Annotated in this window: 16 protein-coding genes; 14 read left to right on the top strand and 2 right to left on the bottom strand. The window is 45.1% G+C overall.

Annotation, left to right across the window (positions count from 1 at the left end):
* Positions 1–93: 93 nt before the first annotated feature.
* The gene (locus DP120_RS10730) at positions 94–555 is read left to right on the top strand and encodes a HEAT repeat domain-containing protein (RefSeq protein ID WP_112223668.1); all 462 of its coding nucleotides are present in this window, start codon (positions 94–96) and stop codon (positions 553–555) included.
* A 79-nt stretch (positions 556–634) separates the two neighbouring features.
* Here the strand turns inward: DP120_RS10730 and DP120_RS10735 are convergent, their stop codons facing one another.
* Positions 635–1,219: a biotin transporter BioY gene (locus DP120_RS10735; protein ID WP_112223669.1), complete on the bottom strand. Its 585-nt coding sequence runs from the start codon at positions 1,217–1,219 to the stop codon at positions 635–637.
* Positions 1,220–1,397: 178 nt separating this feature from the next.
* Between DP120_RS10735 and DP120_RS10740 the strand changes: the two genes are divergently transcribed.
* From DP120_RS10740 to DP120_RS10775, 8 genes are all read left to right on the top strand, one after another.
* Positions 1,398–2,993 (top strand): glycoside hydrolase family 13 protein, encoded by a 1,596-nt coding sequence (locus DP120_RS10740; RefSeq protein ID WP_112223670.1) that lies wholly within the window; start codon positions 1,398–1,400, stop codon positions 2,991–2,993.
* Between the two features lie 58 nt (positions 2,994–3,051).
* Positions 3,052–3,927, top strand: a complete 876-nt coding sequence (locus DP120_RS10745) for an ROK family protein (RefSeq protein WP_112223671.1) — start codon at positions 3,052–3,054, stop codon at positions 3,925–3,927.
* Positions 3,928–3,931: 4 nt separating this feature from the next.
* Entirely contained in the window at positions 3,932–5,005 is a 1,074-nt protein-coding gene (locus DP120_RS10750; protein ID WP_112223672.1) for an ABC transporter ATP-binding protein, read from the top strand.
* Between the two features lie 146 nt (positions 5,006–5,151).
* Entirely contained in the window at positions 5,152–6,453 is a 1,302-nt protein-coding gene (locus tag DP120_RS10755; protein ID WP_112223673.1) for an ABC transporter substrate-binding protein, read from the top strand.
* Between the two features lie 98 nt (positions 6,454–6,551).
* A complete protein-coding gene (locus DP120_RS10760) occupies positions 6,552–7,412 on the top strand; it encodes a carbohydrate ABC transporter permease (protein ID WP_112223674.1) in 861 nt (286 codons plus the stop codon).
* A complete protein-coding gene (locus tag DP120_RS10765) occupies positions 7,412–8,227 on the top strand; it encodes a carbohydrate ABC transporter permease (protein ID WP_112223675.1) in 816 nt (271 codons plus the stop codon). The genes DP120_RS10760 and DP120_RS10765 overlap by 1 nt, the downstream gene beginning before the upstream one ends.
* A 13-nt stretch (positions 8,228–8,240) precedes the next feature.
* Positions 8,241–9,260 (top strand): LacI family DNA-binding transcriptional regulator, encoded by a 1,020-nt coding sequence (locus DP120_RS10770; RefSeq protein WP_112223676.1) that lies wholly within the window; start codon positions 8,241–8,243, stop codon positions 9,258–9,260.
* Positions 9,261–9,272: 12 nt separating this feature from the next.
* On the top strand, positions 9,273–10,889 hold the full coding sequence (locus tag DP120_RS10775) for an alpha-glucosidase (RefSeq protein WP_112223677.1): 1,617 nt from the start codon (positions 9,273–9,275) through the stop codon (positions 10,887–10,889).
* Between the two features lie 478 nt (positions 10,890–11,367).
* On the opposite strand, the gene DP120_RS10780 is transcribed toward DP120_RS10775, so the two are convergent.
* The gene (locus DP120_RS10780) at positions 11,368–12,648 is read right to left on the bottom strand and encodes a glucose-6-phosphate isomerase (protein ID WP_112223678.1); all 1,281 of its coding nucleotides are present in this window, start codon (positions 12,646–12,648) and stop codon (positions 11,368–11,370) included.
* A 145-nt stretch (positions 12,649–12,793) separates the two neighbouring features.
* Between DP120_RS10780 and DP120_RS10785 the strand changes: the two genes are divergently transcribed.
* From DP120_RS10785 to nadE, 5 genes are all read left to right on the top strand, one after another.
* The gene (locus DP120_RS10785) at positions 12,794–14,806 is read left to right on the top strand and encodes a penicillin-binding transpeptidase domain-containing protein (protein WP_112223679.1); all 2,013 of its coding nucleotides are present in this window, start codon (positions 12,794–12,796) and stop codon (positions 14,804–14,806) included.
* Between the two features lie 193 nt (positions 14,807–14,999).
* Positions 15,000–16,616, top strand: a complete 1,617-nt coding sequence (locus DP120_RS10790) for a glycoside hydrolase family 13 protein (protein ID WP_112223680.1) — start codon at positions 15,000–15,002, stop codon at positions 16,614–16,616.
* 39 nt (positions 16,617–16,655) lie between these two features.
* Complete coding sequence (locus DP120_RS10795) at positions 16,656–17,333, top strand: GNAT family N-acetyltransferase (protein WP_112223681.1); 678 nt, start codon at positions 16,656–16,658, stop codon at positions 17,331–17,333.
* 450 nt (positions 17,334–17,783) lie between these two features.
* Complete coding sequence (locus tag DP120_RS10800) at positions 17,784–19,253, top strand: nicotinate phosphoribosyltransferase (protein ID WP_112223682.1); 1,470 nt, start codon at positions 17,784–17,786, stop codon at positions 19,251–19,253.
* Between the two features lie 11 nt (positions 19,254–19,264).
* Entirely contained in the window at positions 19,265–20,092 is an 828-nt protein-coding gene (nadE, locus tag DP120_RS10805) for an ammonia-dependent NAD(+) synthetase (protein WP_112223683.1), read from the top strand.
* Positions 20,093–20,197: the final 105 nt, after the last annotated feature.

Consider the following 20,197-nt stretch of genomic DNA (forward strand, 5'->3'; position numbering starts at 1 on the left):
AGCGAATAAAATGGTACACTCTATAGAGCGATGTTATTTCGAAGAAGAAATGCATACCTCCATTTTTCGCAAAGAGAAATGAATAAAAGGAGAATGAAATTGACACAATATAAGTACAAGGAAGAAACGCCCCCGAATTACGATGAGTTGAAAAAATCTGCAAACCGCATGGCCAATTGGAAAGAACGTTTGGCTGCTGTTGAGGAATTGGGCAAATGGAAAACGGAACAGACAATTAGCATCCTGTCGAACCGTATGAAAAACGATCCAGTATACCAGGTTCAGGAAGCGGCTTATGAAATGCTGCAGAATTTCGGCGAGGATGTCGAAATGCCGGAACGCAATGAAAATGAGCTGATCAAAGACACAGACAAAGTTTTGGTCCGCATCAAGAAAAGTTTGCCTGCTGATCATAGCTACGAAGACTTTAAAGCAAAACTGCAAAAAATGCGCAGCGATATCTACGATACGTATAAAGGCGCAAAAGGCGATGAGTTCGAAGCTTGGCTAGAAGCCCGGTGGAAAGCGGCACCAGTGAGAACAAGAAGAAAATAATTTAGTTTCAAATAAAAAAGACGGAGCGGGAATTTCCCTGCTCCGTCTTTTTTGCATTTATTTTATAAGAAGTCTTCAACTACATGTATTTCCGGATAATCGGCTTTAATCTGAATCCGAAAAGTCCGGCGAGTACAGCCAGGATCAAGTCTTTCGGAAGCGGGGGCACCATCCATGCCCAAGCCATCAGATAAGTGAATCCTTCCGGTGCAGCGAACCAAAATTTATAAGCCGCGTACATCCAGTTAGTGCCGAAAAGGTAATTGATGGCCAACCCGACAAGGGCCGCTGCGACAAAACCTTTGCGCGTTGGAAATTTCTCAGCAATTAATCCGACGGCATAGGCAAGCAGGACGAAAGAGACGATAAAGCCGAAAGTCGGTGAAATAATGGTGTCCATGCCGCCGGAGAATTTAGCGAAAACGGGCACACCGGCAAGCCCGATAAAGGCATAGACGACCATTGAAGCTGCTCCCAATTTACTGCCGAGCAGGATTCCGGCCAGTATTGCGAAGAACGTCTGTAAAGTGATTGGCACACCGCCGATGATTAAAAATGAAGTCAGGTTGGCGCCGATTGCCATCAATGCCGAAAACATTGCAATATGTACCAGTTTTAAAGTTCGGGCATGATTCGATGATCTGGTTTTTGAGTATGTAGTCATGTGGGACCTCCAATTTATAAGCTAATCAAAGTATAATAAATCCATATAAATGAGTCAACCTATTTTTATTTTAAGTTAACACAAAAGAAAGCAGCTCATAAAGCCCCGGATGATTATTCCCTTTCTCTCAATCTTCATGTTAGAATATTCCATGTTTACTTGTGAAAGGAGTGTTGAAATGGCGGAATGGTGGAAAAAGTCGACAGTCTATCAAATCTACCCAAGAAGTTTCATGGATTCAAACGGTGACGGCATCGGGGATATAAGGGGGATTATTCAGAAACTGGATTACCTGGAGGAGCTCGGTGTGGATATTATCTGGCTGTCACCGGTCTACGATTCACCCAACGATGACAATGGCTATGATATCCGTGATTACCAGAAAATCATGGATGATTTTGGCACGATGGAAGACTTCGAGGAATTGATTGGCCAAATGCACAAAAGAGGATTGAAACTGATGATGGACTTGGTCGTCAATCACACTTCGGATGAGCATGAATGGTTCAGCAGCAAACCGGAATATTACATATGGCGCGATGAGCCGAATAATTGGCGTTCGTTTTTCAGCGGCTCTGCCTGGGAATACGATCAGCAGCGCGAGCAATACTTTCTTCATCTGTTTTCGAGGAAACAGCCCGATTTGAACTGGGAGAACCCGGAGATGCGTGAAGCGGTTTATGGGATGATGCGCTGGTGGCTGGATAAAGGAGTCGATGGTTTCCGTATGGATGTCATCAATTTGATTTCCAAGGACCAGGATTTTCCGGACGGACCGGATGGCGACGGCGGAGCATTTTATATGAATGGCCCGAAAGTGCACGATTACCTTCAGGAAATGAACAGGGAAGTATTATCAAAATACGATATTGTGACGGTCGGTGAAATGCCTGGTGCAACCATTTCGGATGCCATCAAATACACCGATGAAGAGCGCAAAGAAGTGAATATGATTTTCACGTTCGAGCATATGGGGCTTGACCAGGCAAGCGGAGAAAAATGGGATTTGAAGCCGCTTCAGCTGACAGATTTGAAATACAACCTCGAGCACTGGCAGCATGCCTTGCATAATTCGGGATGGAACAGCCTTTACTGGAATAATCATGACCAGCCAAGAATCGTGTCGCGGTTCGGCAATGACGGGGAATACCGTGTCGAGTCAGCGAAAATGCTGGCGGCCTGCCTTCATTTCATGCAAGGAACGCCTTATATCTATCAAGGCGAAGAAATTGGCATGACAAATGTCCGTTTTGATTCGATTGAAGAATATAAGGATATTGAAACACTGAATATGTATAAGGAAAAAAGAAGTCTTGGCGTACCGCACGAGAAAATCATGCATTCGATATATGCCAAAGGCCGGGACAATGCCCGCACACCGATGCAATGGAATGCGGAAGTGCATGGAGGTTTTACAATAGGGACTCCCTGGATCGCTTCAAATCCGAATCATTCAACCATCAATACATTGGATAGAGACGACAGCGGATCCATTTATCAATTCTATAAAAAATTGGTTGAATTACGTAAAAAGATGGACATCATCACGCACGGCAATTTTACTTTGCTCCACCGTGAGGATGAAAATGTTTTCGCCTATACCCGCGAAGTTCCCGGAGAACAGTTGACAGTCTACTGCAATTTTTCAGAACAGCAGCTTGAGTTCCCGAGACCGCAGGGAGAGCTTTTAATCCATAACTATGAGAAGCCCGAAAGCATGGGGAAAATAATTTTACGTCCTTACGAAACAATTGTGTTCCATAAAAAAATCTAGAAATCGAAAAATTTTAAGTTATGATAAGAGTACTTCACATAACAGGAGGGGGAACTCGATGGTGAATGTAATGGGTGTAGATATAGGGGGAACGAAAATTCGCCTGGGCATAATTGATGCCGCCGGCAAGATTCTATATGACGAAAAAATACCGACTCAATTTCCGCTGTATCCTTATCTTGAGGAAAATGTCCTTCGTATTCTAGGGGATTATCCGGAAGTGGCAGCTGTCGGAATCGGCACACATGGTTTTGTCGATCCGAAAGAAGGTCGCATCTTCTTTTCCACAGATGCCTTGCCGGGATGGAGCGGCACGAAAGTGAAAGAACAATTGGAAGCGGCCGCCGGCATACGTGTGGAAGTTGAAAATGACGCCAATTGCGCGGCGCTGGCAGAAGCGAAATTCGGAGCAGCCAAAGGGCTGGACCGTGTTGTGTGCCTGACGCTTGGCACGGGGCTTGGCGGAGGCATCATCTGGGACGGTAAATTATTGAGCGGCGGTCCACACGGCGGCGCAGCAGAACTCGGGCATATCACTTTATATCCGGGCGGGGCTGATTGCGCGTGCGGACGCAAAGGATGCTATGAACAATATGTTTCCGGTACAGGAATCCAGCGCCGTATTCGAGAAGCGGGTCTGGACATCACTCCTCTCGAAATGTTCCAACAAGCAGCAACAGACGAACATTCCCAGCAATTATTGGAAGCGTTCACATATGACCTGGCAATCGTCATCAGTTCGCTGCAGGCGGTCTTTGATATGGACTCAGTTGTCATCGGTGGCGGAGTATCGGAATCAGCGGAATACTGGTGGCCGCAATTGCTGAGCCAGCTCAAACCATTGCTGCTCAATCCATTGGATATTCAAACAGCGAAATTCGGCAATGATGCCGGAGTATTAGGCGCTGCATTACTCGTATTGGAAGGAAAGTGAAATCGTGGCAAAATTACTTATGGAACAATTGACTAAGACTTTCGACAATAAAGCGATGGCGGTGGAGAATTTCAACCTCACTGTTGAAGACGAGGAATTTATCGTATTCGTCGGACCTTCAGGATGCGGGAAATCCACCACGCTTCGAATGATAGCAGGACTGGAAGATATTTCGTCAGGTACCTTTTCAATCGATGGGAAAAAGATGAATGAAGTGGAACCGAAAGACCGCGATATCGCAATGGTATTCCAGAATTATGCTTTGTATCCGCATATGACGGTATACGAAAATATGGCATTCAGCCTGAAACTGAAAGGAATGCCGAAAGCGGAGATTAAGGAACGGGTCAGAAATGCGGCGGAGATACTCGGATTGATGGACTACCTGAACAGGAAGCCGAAAGCTTTGTCCGGTGGACAGCGTCAGCGTGTGGCACTTGGACGTGCGATTGTCCGTGACGCTAAACTGTTTTTGATGGATGAACCGCTGTCGAATCTCGATTCGAAATTGCGTGTACAGATGCGGACGGAAATTTCGAAACTTCACCAGCGTTTAAAAACTACAACAATTTATGTAACACATGATCAGACAGAGGCAATGACGATGGCGACACGGATTGTCATAATGAAAGACGGCGTGATTCAGCAGGTGGGAACTCCGAAAGAAGTTTATGATCAACCCGATAACGTATTCGTAGCGGGGTTCATCGGTTCACCAGCCATGAATTTCTTCAATGGCCGCATAGAAGGAAATTATTTTGTTATGGGCCAGACGAAACTTCTTATCCCTGATTCTGCCTTGCCTGAAGGTTTGGACAATCAGGAAGTAATCATCGGCTTGCGTCCGGAGCATATTACCCATAAACCGGAAAAAGACCAATCAACTGTTGAAGTGAATTTAGATGTAGTGGAATTGATGGGTTCTGAATATATGGTTTATGCGACACTCGAAGGCCACTCCTTTGTCGGACGTGTAGATGCCAACCTCAATCTGTCAGCCGGCACTGTTTTTCCGATGGCTTTTGAAATGGATAAAGCACGCTTTTTCGATCCTACAACAGAAAAAAGAATAAAATAAAATTTTTTTATAGTTATTGTGCAAACGTTTTCACTGTGATACGATACAAATAATTGGAAGTTGGAAACGCTTTCTTAAAAAAGTTTCCGTTTTTATTTTCGTCATTGTGCAAACGATTGCACGAAACTCAAAGGGGGATTATAAACATGAAAGAGTTTAAGTTCAAAAAAGAATTGCTCGCGTCATTACTGGTTACAACGAGTTTGCTGGCTGCTTGCGGCAACGGCGGAGATGAAGAAGGTTCTGCCGCTGAAGGCGATAAAGTAACAGTGGATATTTTCCAATTCAAAGTGGAATTCAAGGAACAATTTGAAAATGTCGTGGCAATGTATGAAAAAGAAAACCCGGATGTAAATATTGAAATCACAACAGTAGGCGGCGGAGAAGATTATGGCGCGGCATTACGTTCTAAATTCGCTTCAGGCAACGAGCCGGCAATCTTCAATATCGGCGGTCCACAAGATGTAGCTGACTGGAAAGACAGCCTGGCTCCTTTGTCAGACACAGCTGCTGCAGAAGCCGCGCTTGACGGAACACTGGAAGGCGTTACGGTCGATTCGGAAGTTCTGGGTTTGCCTTATAACCAGGAAGGTTACGGATTCATCTACAACATTCGCCTATTTGAAGAAGCTGGAATCGATCCAGCATCGATCACAGACTTCGCAAGCCTGGAAGAAGCCGTGAAAACGTTGGATTCGAAAAAAGAAGAACTTGAAATCGAGTCGGTATTCGCTTTGCCGGGTAAAGAAAAATGGGTAACCGGATTGCATTTATCGAATACGTTCATCGCTCCGGAATTTGACCATAATGTTCTGGATGCATACGATTCGAAAACTATTGACTTCACGTATTCAGATGCATTCAAGAAAATCCTTGATCTTCAAAACGAATATTCGAAACAGCCGACAGTCAGCCTTGATTACTCGCAGCAGGTTGAAGAATTGTTTTCATTGGAACGCGTAGCTATGATCCAGCAAGGGAACTGGGCTTACGGTTCAATCGCTGGAATCGATCCTGAATTTGCCGATAATGGCATCGGCATGCTGCCGATACCGGTTGAAGGCTACGAAGAAGGCGGCCTTCCTGTAGGAGTGCCGATGTACTGGGCAGTAAACAAAAATCTTGATGAAGAAGTGGTTGAAGCTTCAAAAGAATTCATGGATTGGCTCTACACTTCAGAAGCTGGTAAAACAGCTGTAGTGGAAGATTTTAAATTCATCCCTGCCTACGAAGGCTATGACACTTCGAAAATTTCAGATCCTTTATCAAAAGCGGTTTATGATGCTTCAGAAGCTGGCGAAACAATCGGATGGGTATTCATGGGATATCCGACTGGATGGGGCGAAGATGAACTTGGTTCGAATATCCAGAAATACTTGAGCGAAGAAGCGACTTGGGAAGAAGTTGTCGATTCGGCTAAAGCCGCTTGGGAATCAAGCAGACAATAAAACAGTGAAATAAATAAGCTGGAGACAAGAACAAAGCAGCCTCTGTGCTGCTTTGTTTTGTCTTTCCGCTTCTATTGCAGAAAGGAAGGGCTTAGATTATGCGTACGAAAGATTTTGCTTACTGGTTGTTCCTGGCCCCGGTCTTAATTGCTTTGACCCTTGTGGTGGTCGTACCGATGCTGCTTGGCGTTTACTATTCCTTTACAAGCTGGAACGGTATCACAACAGGTGAATATGTCGGCTTCCAAAATTATATCAATCTTTTGAAAGATGAAAGATTCCTTGATTCTTTATGGTTTACGACAAAATTCTCTGTAGTTTCAGTAATCCTCATTAATTTTATTGGTTTGTCATTGGCGCTGATCGTGACATCGCGCATTAAATCCAGTAATCTTCTCCGGACGACTTTCTTCATGCCGAACCTGATCGGCGGTTTGATCCTGGGATTCATCTGGCAATTTATCTTTATCAAAGTATTTGCGAGTGTCGGAGAAATGGTTGGCATGGAAAGCTTGCAGGTGTGGCTGTCCACGACAGAAACAGGTTTCTGGGGGCTAGTCATTTTAATGAGCTGGCAAATGGCCGGTTATATCATGGTAATTTACATAGCTTATTTACAGGGATTGCCAAAAGAACTGCTCGAAGCTTCTGAAATTGACGGAGCATCATCATTCCAGCGTTTCCGCTATATCGTCTTTCCATTGGTTGCGCCGGCATTTACTGTCAGCATGTTCCTGACTTTGTCGAATACATTCAAACTATATGACCAAAACCTGTCTTTGACAGGAGGCGGACCCTATAATTCGACTGAGATGGTGGCCATGGAAATATTCAATACAGCGTTTGTGCAGAATACATTCGCATATGCGCAGGCAAAAGCGATCATTTTCTTTGTGATTGTTGCAATTGTCGCGTTATTTCAGGTTTATTGGAATAAACGCCGGGAGGTTGAAATGTAATGAGAAAAAAGAAGAATTGGAAATTGGAGATTCTCGGGATCCTTCTCGGCATTTTATGGCTATTGCCCTTTTACCTGATGTTCGTCAACTCGTTCAAAACGAAAAAAGAGATATTCACGGATGTGACAAGTCCTCCGGAGCAATGGAGTTTTGACAATTACATCACGGCTTTTCATGAACTCGATTTTCTGCAGACCCTATTCAATTCATTGCTCATCACCGTCTCAAGTGTCCTGCTGATTATTATCTCTTCAGCGATGGCGGCATACGCGCTGTCCCGTGCGAAAAGCCGGATTAGCACTATCCTGTTCTTCGTGTTTGTAGCGGCAATGCTGATTCCATTTCAATCGGTCATGATTCCGCTTGTTACAGTATTCGGCCAATTTGAAATGCTGAATCGCGGCGGCCTGATTTTCATGTACATCGGATTTGGTGCCAGCCTGTCGATTTTCCTGTATCACGGTGCATTGAACAATATTCCGAAATCATTGGACGAAGCGGCGCGTATTGACGGTGCCAACCGCTGGCAGGTTTTCTGGCACATCATTTTCCCGATGCTGAAGCCGATAACCGTAACGGTCGCTATTTTGAACATCATCTGGATTTGGAACGATTATCTTCTGCCATCCTTGGTTATTAATAAAACCGGAAGCGAAACTATTCCGTTGAAGATGTTTTTCTTCTTCGGGGAATATACGAAACAATGGCATCTGGCACTTGCAGGGCTAACCCTCGCAATTTTGCCGGTCATCATCTTTTATTTCTTCGCACAGCGGTCGATCATCAAAGGCGTATCGGATGGTGCCATAAAGTAAAGGGGAGATTAAAGTGGCAGTTACGATCAAAGATGTTGCGAAAGCGGCGGCGGTATCACCTGCAACTGTGTCCCGTGTAATCGCAGATAATCCGCGAATCAGTGAAGATACAAAACGGAAAGTCCGTGAAACGATGAAACATCTCGGGTATTATCCGAACTTCCAGGCGCGCAATCTGGTTATCCAAAAAACCCAGACAATCGGCATCATCATGGCAGATTCGGCGACCCTTGCTTTTCAGAATCCGTTCTTTCCTGAAGTGCTCCGCGGCATCTCGAGCCGCGCTCATGAAAGCCAGTACGGACTGTATTTGTCGACTGGTGCGACTACCGAAGAAATCTATGAAGAAGTCATTTCCATGACCCAGGGAAAAAGGGTCGATGGCATTATACTTTTATACTCCAGAATCGGCGACAAAATCATGGAATACCTATACAATAGCAATATTCCATTTTCAGTCGTTGGCCGCCCGGATGTCCATACCGAATCGATTTCCTATGTCGATAATGATAATGTCGGCAATTCGTATGAAGTCGTCAATTACTTGATCGGCCTAGGCCATCAGCGGATTGCTTACGTAGGCGGCGGATTGGAATATGTGGTGTCATTGGACCGTCTGAAGGGGTATAGAAAAGCAATAGAAAAAGAGGCGATCAGCTACGACCCCGAATTGATCGTCAATCAGTCGATCAGCACCGGACTGGAAGAGCAGTCAGTCAGAAGATTAATGCAGCTGGACCAGCCACCGACTGCAATCGTTACTCATGACGATTTAATCGCCTATGAACTGATCAGTTATCTGCAGGACATGAAAATCGATGTTCCTGGCGATGTTTCAGTATTGAGTTTCAATAACCACTCGCTTTCGGAACATCTGAAACCGCCGCTAAGCACCGTGGATATTTCAATTTATGAACTTGGTCTTCATGCAGCGGAACTTGTACTTGAAAAAATTAAAGACAGGGAGGCGCCGGTGAGAGAAGTTACGGTTCCTTCACGGCTGATAGAACGCGGTTCTTGCCGAAGTCTTTGAAAGGAAATGAACATGAACAAAAAATGGTGGAAAGAAGCAGTTGCATATGAAGTTTATCCGAGAAGCTTTATGGATTCAAACGGCGACGGCATTGGAGATATTAACGGAGTTACAGCCAAACTCGATTATCTGAAAGAATTAGGTATTGATGTCATCTGGATCTGTCCGATGTACAAATCGCCGAACGATGACAACGGCTACGATATCAGTGATTACCAGGATATTATGGATGAACTTGGAACGATGGAAGATTTTGACCGTCTTCTGGAAGAAATCCATGCACGCGGAATGAAACTGATTATCGATCTGGTCATCAACCACACCAGTGATGAACACCCCTGGTTCAAGGAATCCCGCTCGTCACTCGATAATCCGAAGCGTGACTGGTATGTATGGCGTGATAAACCGACAAACTGGAAAAGCATTTTCGGGGGACCAGCATGGGAATACGATGAAAAGACAGGACAATATTATTTGCACATTTTCTCGAAGAAACAGCCGGATTTGAACTGGGAAAACCCGGAAGTACGCAAAGCCTTATATGATATGGTCAATTGGTGGCTCGACAAAGGCATCGATGGGTTCCGGGTGGACGCCATCAGCCACATCAAAAAAGATTTTACTGACTTGCCGCTAGAAGAAGGCAAGCCTTATCTGCCAGCCTGGGAAAAAATGATGAATGTCGATGGCATCCAGCCGCTTCTCGCGGAACTTCGTGATGAAACTTTCGCCAAATACGATATCATGACGGTTGGCGAAGCGAATGGCGTATCCGCTGAAGACATCGAAGAATGGATCAGTGAGGAAAACGGCAAATTCAATATGGTCTTTCAATTTGAAGATTTAGGCCTTTGGGATGACGAAGTGCGAAAAGGCGTCAATGTGCCGGAATTGAAAAAAGTTTTAACCCGCTGGCAAAATGGCGTCGAAGGGATTGGCTGGAACGCCTTATTCATTGAAAATCATGACAGACCACGTGCAGTTTCAACTTGGGGCAATGACAGCATCTACTGGCGTGAAAGCGCCACATCGATGGCGTGTATGTATTTCTTTATGCAAGGTACTCCTTTCATCTATCAGGGGCAAGAAATCGGTATGACGAATGCGCCGTTCGAAAAAATCGAACAATACGATGATGTCCAGACGCATAATCTGTATTTCTATAATCTGGCGGAAGGCATGGAACACGATGCGGTTATGACGCTGATCAAAGCGACAAGCCGTGATCACTCACGGACTCCGATGCAATGGGACAGCAGTCCAAACGCTGGATTCTCCACGAACCAACCTTGGATCTATACAAATCCGAACTACGAGTGGCTGAATGTTGAAGCGCAAAAACACAATCCCCATTCTGTGCTTTCCTTCTACAAGCAAATGATCGCACTTCGCAAACAGATGAATGTGCTCGTTTACGGTAAATATGAATTGAAGGAACTTGGTTTCGAAGACGTTTACGCCTACACGCGCGAAGACGAAGACTCGAAGGTATTGGTTGTTTCAAATCTGGGGCCGAACCGGTACCGTTGGAATGAACCTGAAAACAGCGGTCTGCTGCTGTCGAATTACGAATCCGTTGATCCGGCAGAAATTCGCCCGTACGAAGCGAGAGTTTACCAAATTAAATAAGCGAACAGAAAAGGGCGGACCCGAATAGGTCTGCCCTTTTTGGATTGTCGAGAAAGAAAAAGTTAAAAACGATATTGCGCAAAACAGCTTCGCTTTCCTGGGGGCTTGCACTGAGCTAACTCGGACTCGGTCCCCTTCGCCCGAGTGGATCTCAGCACTTCGCTCGAATCACAGTTGGAAAGCCAACTGTGATTCTGATCCCCTGGGAGTCTTCGCTGTTTTGCTCCATATCTCGGATTGCTTTCTATAAGGGATATCCTTTTATGATTGTTCTAACTATAGAAGTAGGCACCGTAGTTCTAAACATACTTAGAATGGAGCAGTAGGCGGTGACTCCTGCGGGAACCAGAGCGAGTCCTGAGACCCCGCAGGGAGCGGAGCGACTGAGGAGGCTTAGGCCGCTCCCCGCGGAAAGCTTCCGCCTAGAGCGGAATGATTAAAGAAGCAGATACTTACTCAACCGCCTTTTTTTCTGAAATTAATACCCCGGCTTCTCCAATAATTTAAAGATGTTGTTTTTATAATCCTCAACACCCGGCTGGTCGAATGGGTTGATATCCAGCAAGTACGCGCTGTATGCGCAGGAAATCATATAGAAATAAAACAGATGGCCCAGATGGAATTCGTCCATCTTCTCGATTGTCAGGCTCATTTGCGGAACACCGCCGTCCAAATGCGCGGAGGAAGTTCCTTTATAGGCGACATGGTTAAATTCCTGCAGGCTGATGCCGGCGAGGTAATTCAATTCGTCTCCATCATTTTCCGCTTCGAATACAGTCAGATCTTCGTTGCTTTCCTTAATCAGCAGGAAACTTTCAAAAAGATTGCGGATGCCGTCCTGGATGTACTGACCCATTGAATGGAGGTCAGTAGTGAATGATACAGAAGCAGGGAAAATGCCTTTGCCTTCTTTCCCTTCACTTTCGCCGAATAATTGCTTCCACCATTCCTGGACATAAGCCAATTTTGGTTCAAACGTTGCCATCACTTCAGTTGTATAGCCTTCTGTATACAGATAATGGCGGGCAGCGGCATAGCGGATTGCTGTGTTGGTTTCAGGATCGAATGCCTGATAAGCCTCTTCGGCATCTTTTGCTCCGGCCATCAGCTGCGACACCGAAAATCCGGCAGCGGCAATCGGCAATAGGCCGACAGCAGTGAATACCGAGTAACGTCCGCCGACATCTTCAGGTACAACAAAGCGTTCGTAGCCATTTTCAATCGCCAGGTTCACCAGTGCGCCTTTCTCGGCATCAGTCGTTACGATGATTCTTTCAGCAGCTGCATCGCCGTAACGGTCTTCCATATATTTTTTCAGGAAGCGGAAAGCGAGGGCTGGCTCTGTCGTTTTCCCCGATTTTGAAATGACATTGACCATCACTTCCTTGCCGTCGAGGTGGGTAAGCAGCTGTTTCAAATATTCGCCGCTGACCTGATGTCCGGCAAACAGCACTTCGGTTTTTTTACCGCCTTTACTGAAATAAGGGGACAGTGCAGTTAATGCGGCTTTGGCACCCAGATAGGATCCGCCGATTCCGATTACGACCAAAACTTCCGCTTTTTCCTGAATCACATCAGCGGTTTTTTGGATACGCTCCATAAATTCAGGCTGAACGGTGCTCGGCCAATCAAGCCATCCAAGAAAATCGGAACCTCTTCCTTCTTTATTGTATAAATTGTCGTGAATCTCTTTTAACGCCGCTTTTTTTTCATCCGTCAAAACAGTTTCGAAGGACCCTGAATATGTAAGCTCAATCATGCGAAAACTCCCTTTCCTTTTTCTCTCAAGTTTACCATATTCACAGCCTCAACACCTTATTGTATATGCGATTTACGGAAGTCTTTCGTTTCAACGGGAACCCATAATCTGGTAAGCTGTAAATTAAGAAAGTGAGGGGAACGAAATGAAAAAAACAATTATAGGAATATTTATTTTGGCAATGGCATTTTTTCTTTCAGGCTGCCAGGAACAAGTTACTCCTGAAGACAGATTGGCGGAATACATAGACCACTGGAACAACCTCGAATTTGAAGAGATGTACGGGCAATATTTGAATGAAGGAACGAAAGCAGCTTACGGAACGGATGAATTCGTTGACCGCCAGCTGAAACTTCATGAAGACCTTGGCATAGAAAACCTTGAAGTGACTTTTACGGAAGCTTCGGAAGATACTGAATGGGAAGAAGAGCAGCCGGCTGATTTTCCGGTGCAGGTGACAATGGATACACTCGCGGGTCCGGTGGAATTTGAAGAAAATATGACACTTCTATATGAAGAAACAGAAGAAGCCGGAAACTGGTTTGTCGAGTGGACACCTTCTTTCATTTTCCCGCAGCTTGAATCCGGTGATCCGGTGCGCATCAACAGGCAGTCTGCAGCGAGAGGGGAATTGTATGACCGCAACGATCAGCCGCTCGCCGTCAATGGCACCGGCAGGTCAATCGGAGTTGTGCCGGAAAAATTTACGAATGACGCGGATAAAGAACAACTTGCCGAATTGCTCGGCATGTCTGTGGACGAAATCAATCAGCAATTGAACCAGGATTGGGTGCAGAATAACCTGAGCCAATTCGTGCCTTTCAGCAAAACTTCGAATGACAACACGGAATTGCTCGAACAGGTATTGGAAATTCCGGGCACAATGCATCAGGAAACCGCTATGCGTGAATATCCTTATGGTGAAGCCTTATCACATTTGATCGGTTACATCGGCCCGGTTACGGCTGAACAGCTGACCGAATTGCAGGAACAGGGCTATACGGAAAATGATATGATCGGCCGCCAAGGGCTTGAACGCCAATTGGAAGAACAGCTGCGCGGTGAAGACGGTACGCGTATCTATATCGATAAAGAACAGGAACAGATCACCGTGGCAGAAAAACAGGCTGTAAACGGTGAAAAAATCCAATTGACGATTGATGCTGAATTGCAGCAGGTTGCTTATGATTCAATGGCTGGTGAAGCAGGAACATCTGCAGCAGTCGATCCCGAAACGGGCGAAACACTGGTGCTGTTAAGCTCTCCGGGCTTTAATCCGAGCGAATTCACGTTGGGTGTAAGTGGTGAACGCTACGAGGAATTAAAAGAAGATCCTTTGATGCCGCTTTATAACCGCTTTGCACAGAGCTATGCACCGGGATCGACCATAAAACCGGTTACGGCGGCAATTGGTCTTGAAGCGGGAACACTCGACCCTTCGGAAGGCTTGACAATAGAGGGAGAAACTTGGCAAAAAGATGACTGGGACGGCTACAAGGTGACGCGAGTACATCCGGAAGCTCCCAATCCGATTGATTTGAATAAGGCGCTTGTTTATTCGGATAATATCTATTTTGCGAGACAAGCGTTGGAAATGGGAAGAAGTACGTTAGTGGAAGGGCTGGAAAACTTCGCTTTTGGTGAAGAGATTCCTTATCCGCTGGTGCTGCAATCCTCACAAATCTCAAATGATGGAACCATCGCTTCTGAAGGGCAGCAGGCGGACACTTCATTCGGGCAGGGGCAGATGCTGGCGAATATTCTTCACTTGGCATCTGTTTACCAGCCGTTTCTGACGGACGGCGTCATGCATAAACCGACGCTTCTGCTTGAAGAAGAAGATGCGCAAGTCTGGAAGGACGGATTGCTTTCAGCGGAGAATGCGGAAATTCTTCGTACAGATTTGCGGAACGTGGTAGTTGATGGATTCGCACAAGAGGCAAATCTTGAAAATATTCCACTGGCCGGCAAAACCGGTACCGCTGAGCTGAAGGCAGCTGGCGAAGAAAGCGGACAGGACAACGGCTTCTTCATCGCCTATGATTCCGCTAATCCCGAATTCATCATCGCAATGATGGTGGAAGATGTCGGAGATAACGATGGCAGTGCCTATGTAGCAGGTATGGTAGGAGAGACATTCGCACAGTTCTACGAATAACACAGGAGTCGCCATCTTATTATAAGGTGGCGGTTTTTTTATTGTATATAGAAGAGTTTTACTTTATGTTCAAATAATCATCAAAAATGCATCATAAAAGCAGGTTTTTTGTGGCATTTAGAGAATAATATTTATAGAAGAGAGTTTAAGTCTGCAACTGCCTGAAAAAGTGTTAGGAAAGAAGGGGGAAAGCGTGAAAAAGACTTGGTGGAAAGAAGCGGTGGTCTATCAGATTTATACACGGAGTTTCAAGGATACAAGCGGAGATGGCGTAGGGGATTTGAATGGCGTCACTGAAAAGCTGGATTATCTGCAAAGTTTAGGTGTGGATATCCTTTGGCTTTGTCCGATGTATAAATCTCCGAATGTCGATAACGGTTATGATGTCAGCGATTACCGGGATATCATGGATGAGATGGGCACAATGGATGATTTTGATAATATGCTGAAAAATATCCATTCCCGGGGCATGAAGCTGATTCTGGATCTTGTCCTGAATCATACCAGCGATCAGCATCCCTGGTTTCTGGAGTCGAAGTCCTCCAAAGACAATCCGAAGCGGGATTGGTATATTTGGCGGGATAGGCCGACCAATTGGGAAAGCATTTTTGGAGGTCCGGCTTGGACATTCGATCCCAAAACGTATCAATTTTATCTGCATCTATATACCAAAAACCAAGTCGACTTAAACTGGGAAAACCCAGAAGTTCGGCGAGCTCTTTACGATATGATCATTTGGTGGATTGAAAAAGGGGTAGACGGCTTCCGTGTAGATGCCATCAACCACTTAAAAAAAGATTTATCGGATATGCCGAATCCGGAGGGCAGGAATTACGTGCCCGCCTGGGAAAAGATGACGAATGTAGAAGGCATACAGGATTTTCTTGAAGAGTTGCGCGACGAAACGTTTGCGAAGTATGATGTTGTCACAGTGGGAGAAGCAAATAGCGTAAAAGCCCACGAAATAGAAGAATGGATCAGTGAAGATAACGGGAAATTCAATATGATTTTCAGCCTCGAAGCTCACGAAAACTGGGATGCAAATCTGGATCCTGATCATAATGTAGTAAGACTGAAAGAAATTTTGGATCGCTGGCAGCGGAGCGCACAGGGCATTGCGTGGAATTCTTTGTATCTGGAAAATCATGATCGGCCGAGAACTGTTTCAACCTGGGGAGACGACAAGAGATACTGGAGGGAAAGTGCAACAGCTCTCGCTTGTATGTATTTTTTTATGCAGGGCACTCCATTCATCTATCAGGGACAGGAAATAGGAATGACGAATGCGCCATTTGACGATATAAAAATGTACCGGGATGTGGAAACGAAAAATTTCTACCGGTATAAACGAAAACAAGAGGTTCCACACGAAGAATTGATGGCGACCATTAAAAAAGTCAGTCGTGACCACGCCCGCACCCCGATGCAATGGCATAGCGGGAAGAATGCCGGCTTTACAGAAGGCGAGCCCTGGATAAGCCTGAACCCCAATTACCGATGGCTTAATGTGGAGGCGCAGGAAAGAGACGAATTTTCAATCCTTTCTTTCTATAAAAAGATGATCCAATTGCGGCAGAACTATGAGTGCCTTTTGTATGGCAGCACAAAATTGGCTGAAACAGATTGTCCTGATGTTTATGCTTATATACGGGAATATGAAAATACCCGCATCCTTGTGGTGTCCCATCTGGACAGTGACGGCTGCCACTGGTCGCTGAAAGAAAAGGGTCAGCTCCTGTTAGCCAATTATCAGGAGTTTACTGAAGGCAGATTGCAGCCATATGAAGCGAGAATGTATTTATTGGAATAAAACAGGAATGCAAACCTTGAAGATGGAGGAGAGAAGCAATTGTATTATAAGGAACAATATGTATTTAAAGGCGAACAAATTTCAAAAGCGATTATCAGGAATTACCGTGAAGAAGATTTTGACGCATTAATCAACATTCAAAGAGAGTGCTTTCCGCCGCCGTTTCCGGATGAACTGTTGTGGAATAAAAAACAATTGATGAGCCATCTTGACCATTACCCGGAAGGTGCGCTGTGCATAGAAATCGAGGGGGAACTGGCGGGCTCCCTGACAGGGATGCTTGTTGATCTTGATTCTGAAAACCACTCGCATAATTGGGAAGAGGTTACAGATCGCGGTTATATCACTACTCACGAACCGGACGGAAAAAGTTTTTATATAGTAGATATCGGCATCAGGCCGTCGTTCCGGAAAATGGACCTGGGGAAGTTATTACTGCAGGCAGCTTATGAACGAGTGATTGAAGACCGGCTGGAGCGAGTGATTGGAGGCGGGCGGATGCCGGGCTATAAGCGTTTTTCAAAAGAAATGACGGCCAGCCAATATGCAGAGAAAGTATTGGCCGGCGAATTGAAAGATCCTGTCATCACTTTTCTGATGCGCAGCGGACGAATGCCGGTTGAGTTGGTGAAGGATTATCTGGATGACGAAGATTCGGGGAATTACGCTTTATTGATGGAATGGAAGAATCCTTTTATTCCGCATGAAAATGAATAAAGGACGGATAGAATTGGAAAAGGGACGCTCCCGATATCGTATCGAGGCGCCCCTTTGTTTGTTTAAGGTAACATTTATATAGCTTGATTCAATTTTTCAACCCTTCAAAAAGGGGAATCATTTCCGTTGAAAGTATTTGCTTTCAGTGCCGCGGTCAGTGTTCCACTGGGTGCTTTCTAACTTAAGCAACGTAAACCCTACCTTCTTTTACGTCCTTGCGATCCTCAAATCGCGCCAGTGTGAATAAGTATTCTCAAAAACATTAATGTAGAATGCCAGATTATCAAATATACCAGTTACCTCTGTGTTAACTTAAATATTATTGCACATACTAAGCGCGTTTGTCAAATTGAGCTCTTTTAATCAAGTGTATAATCGGCTTTCGTTTTTGAAATGGGTCCAATAGGGTATAATTAAGTGAACTTATGAAAAGCGGAAGAAGGAGATCATATGCAAAATACGAATTATGCGGATGACAGTCTGGCCCTGCACACCGATTTATACCAGATTAATATGGTGGAAGCTTATTGGGCGGATGGCATGCATGAACGGAAAGCGGTATTTGAATTGTTTTTCCGTAAACTGCCGTTTGGCAACGGCTATGCGATTTTTGCCGGATTGGAGCGGGTATTGGAATACCTCAAGAACTTTAAGTTCTCTGAAACGGATTTGACTTATTTAAAGGAAATAGGCTACAAAGATGATTTTCTGGCTTACTTGGAAACCATTAAATTTACCGGAGATGTTTATTCCGTCGTGGAAGGCGAAATCGTTTTCCAGAATGAGCCATTGATTCGTATCGAAAGCACTCTAGCTGAAGCACAGCTGATAGAAACCGCTTTACTCAACATCGTCAATTACCAAACATTGATTGCGACCAAAGCCAGCCGCATCAAACAGATTGTAAAAGAAGACCGTGTCATGGAATTCGGCACTCGCCGCGCCCAGGAAATGGACGCAGCGATTTGGGGTTCGCGTGCTGCGTTTATCGGCGGATTGGAAGCGACAAGCAATGTCCGGGCCGGAAAATTATTCGGTATACCGGTAGCAGGTACACATGCCCATTCGATGGTACAGGCCTATAAAGATGAATACGAAGCTTTCCATGCCTATGCGAAACGCCATAAAAATTGCGTTTTCCTTGTGGATACATATGATACATTAAAATCAGGCCTTCCAATTGCCATTCAAGTGGCTAAAGAATTGGGAGATAAAATCAACTTCCAGGGTATTCGCCTGGATAGTGGAGACATTGCGTTCCTGTCAAAAGAAGCACGGAAGATGCTGGATGGAGCCGGCTTCACAGATGTCGAAATCGTCGTGTCGAATGACTTGGACGAATACACCATCCTGAATCTGAAAGCCCAAGGCGCGCAAGTCGACTCTTGGGGAATCGGCACAAAACTGATTACTGCTTATGATCAGCCTGCACTTGGAGCTGTCTACAAACTCGTTGCAATTGAAAACGAACAAGACGAGATGGAAGACACCATCAAAATATCGGGGAATGCTGAGAAAGTCACAACGCCTGGATTGAAAAAAGTTTATCGGATCATAGACAGGGAAAACGGGAAATCAGAAGGGGATTATATCACCATGGTGGATGAAGATCCGGAAAAGGAAGAACGCTTAAAAATGTTCCATCCGGTACACACTTTCGTATCGAAGTTCGTTACCAATTTTGACGCGGTGAATATTCATGCCCAGGTGGTGAAAAATGGTGAAATTACTTATGTCTACCCTTCGATTCAGGAAGTGCAGGATTACGCGAAGAGAAGTCTGGAACTGCTGTGGGACGAATATAAACGCTCTTTGAATCCTGAAGAATATCCAGTCGATCTCAGCCAAAAATGCTGGGACAACAAAATGCGCAATATCCAGGAAGTACGCGATTCAATTCAAAGCTTCTCAAAACGATAGGAGGATTTTACATGACAGAACTGCAACAGAAAATCATTGAAGAAATGAAAGTTCAGCCAGAAATCAACCCGCGTGAAGAAATAGAGCGAACTGTTTCATTCCTGAAGGAATATATGAAAAAACATCCCTTCCTTGAAGGATTCGTACTTGGGATTTCAGGGGGGCAGGATTCGACGCTGGTTGGAAAAATGGCTCAAATAGCCGTCGACCAATTGAATGAGGAAACCGGTAGCGATAAATACGGTTTCTACGCAGTCCGCCTGCCATATGGAGAACAGTTCGATGAACACGATGCGCAAGACGCATTGGAATTCATCAATCCGACGAAAACCTACACTATAAATATTAAAGAAGCTGTCGACGCAAGTGACCGCGCTTTGGAAGAAGCGGGTATTGAATTGACGGATTTCATCAAAGGCAATGAAAAAGCGAGAGAGCGCATGAAAGCCCAATATTCTGTGGCGGCTATGCACAATGCAGTCGTGCTCGGCACGGATCACGCAGCCGAAGCCATCACCGGTTTCTATACAAAACACGGCGACGGTGCAGCGGATCTCACACCTCTTTTCCGTCTGAACAAAAGACAAGGCAAACAATTGCTGAAGGAATTGGGGAGTCCGGAACATCTTTATAACAAGATTCCCACTGCCGATCTTGAAGAAGACAAGCCGGCAATTCCGGATGAAGTTGCGCTCGGCATAACATATGACATGATCGATGATTACCTGGAAGGCAAGAAGATACCGGATGAAGCACGGGAAAAACTGGAAGGTTATTATCTGAAGACGCAGCATAAACGCATGTTGCCGATTACTGTCTTCGATGATTTCTGGAAATAAATTTAAAATCTGCAAAGTCCTCCAAACGGAGGGCTTTTCTTTATGCAAAAAAGCCGCTCTCCTGTTACTGCATAGTTGAGTTATTGCTTATAATTCGTTATGCTA

Source organism: Planococcus halotolerans (genome assembly GCF_003289955.1).
Lineage (GTDB): Bacteria > Bacillota > Bacilli > Bacillales_A > Planococcaceae > Planococcus > Planococcus halotolerans.

Bases quoted from the DNA above. Each gene is read 5' to 3' on its own strand.
- DP120_RS10800 (WP_112223682.1), top strand. From the start codon at position 17,784: ATGCAAAATACGAATTATGCGGATGACAGTCTGGCCCTGCACACCGAT.
- DP120_RS10740 (WP_112223670.1), top strand. From the start codon at position 1,398: ATGGCGGAATGGTGGAAAAAGTCGACAGTCTATCAAATCTACCCAAGA.
- DP120_RS10760 (WP_112223674.1), top strand. From the start codon at position 6,552: ATGCGTACGAAAGATTTTGCTTACTGGTTGTTCCTGGCCCCGGTCTTA.
- DP120_RS10780 (WP_112223678.1), bottom strand. From the start codon at position 12,648: ATGATTGAGCTTACATATTCAGGGTCCTTCGAAACTGTTTTGACGGAT.
- DP120_RS10735 (WP_112223669.1), bottom strand. From the start codon at position 1,219: ATGACTACATACTCAAAAACCAGATCATCGAATCATGCCCGAACTTTA.
- DP120_RS10765 (WP_112223675.1), top strand. From the start codon at position 7,412: ATGAGAAAAAAGAAGAATTGGAAATTGGAGATTCTCGGGATCCTTCTC.
- DP120_RS10730 (WP_112223668.1), top strand. From the start codon at position 94: ATGAAATTGACACAATATAAGTACAAGGAAGAAACGCCCCCGAATTAC.
- nadE (WP_112223683.1), top strand. From the start codon at position 19,265: ATGACAGAACTGCAACAGAAAATCATTGAAGAAATGAAAGTTCAGCCA.
- DP120_RS10775 (WP_112223677.1), top strand. From the start codon at position 9,273: ATGAACAAAAAATGGTGGAAAGAAGCAGTTGCATATGAAGTTTATCCG.
- DP120_RS10745 (WP_112223671.1), top strand. From the start codon at position 3,052: ATGGTGAATGTAATGGGTGTAGATATAGGGGGAACGAAAATTCGCCTG.
- DP120_RS10785 (WP_112223679.1), top strand. From the start codon at position 12,794: ATGAAAAAAACAATTATAGGAATATTTATTTTGGCAATGGCATTTTTT.
- DP120_RS10755 (WP_112223673.1), top strand. From the start codon at position 5,152: ATGAAAGAGTTTAAGTTCAAAAAAGAATTGCTCGCGTCATTACTGGTT.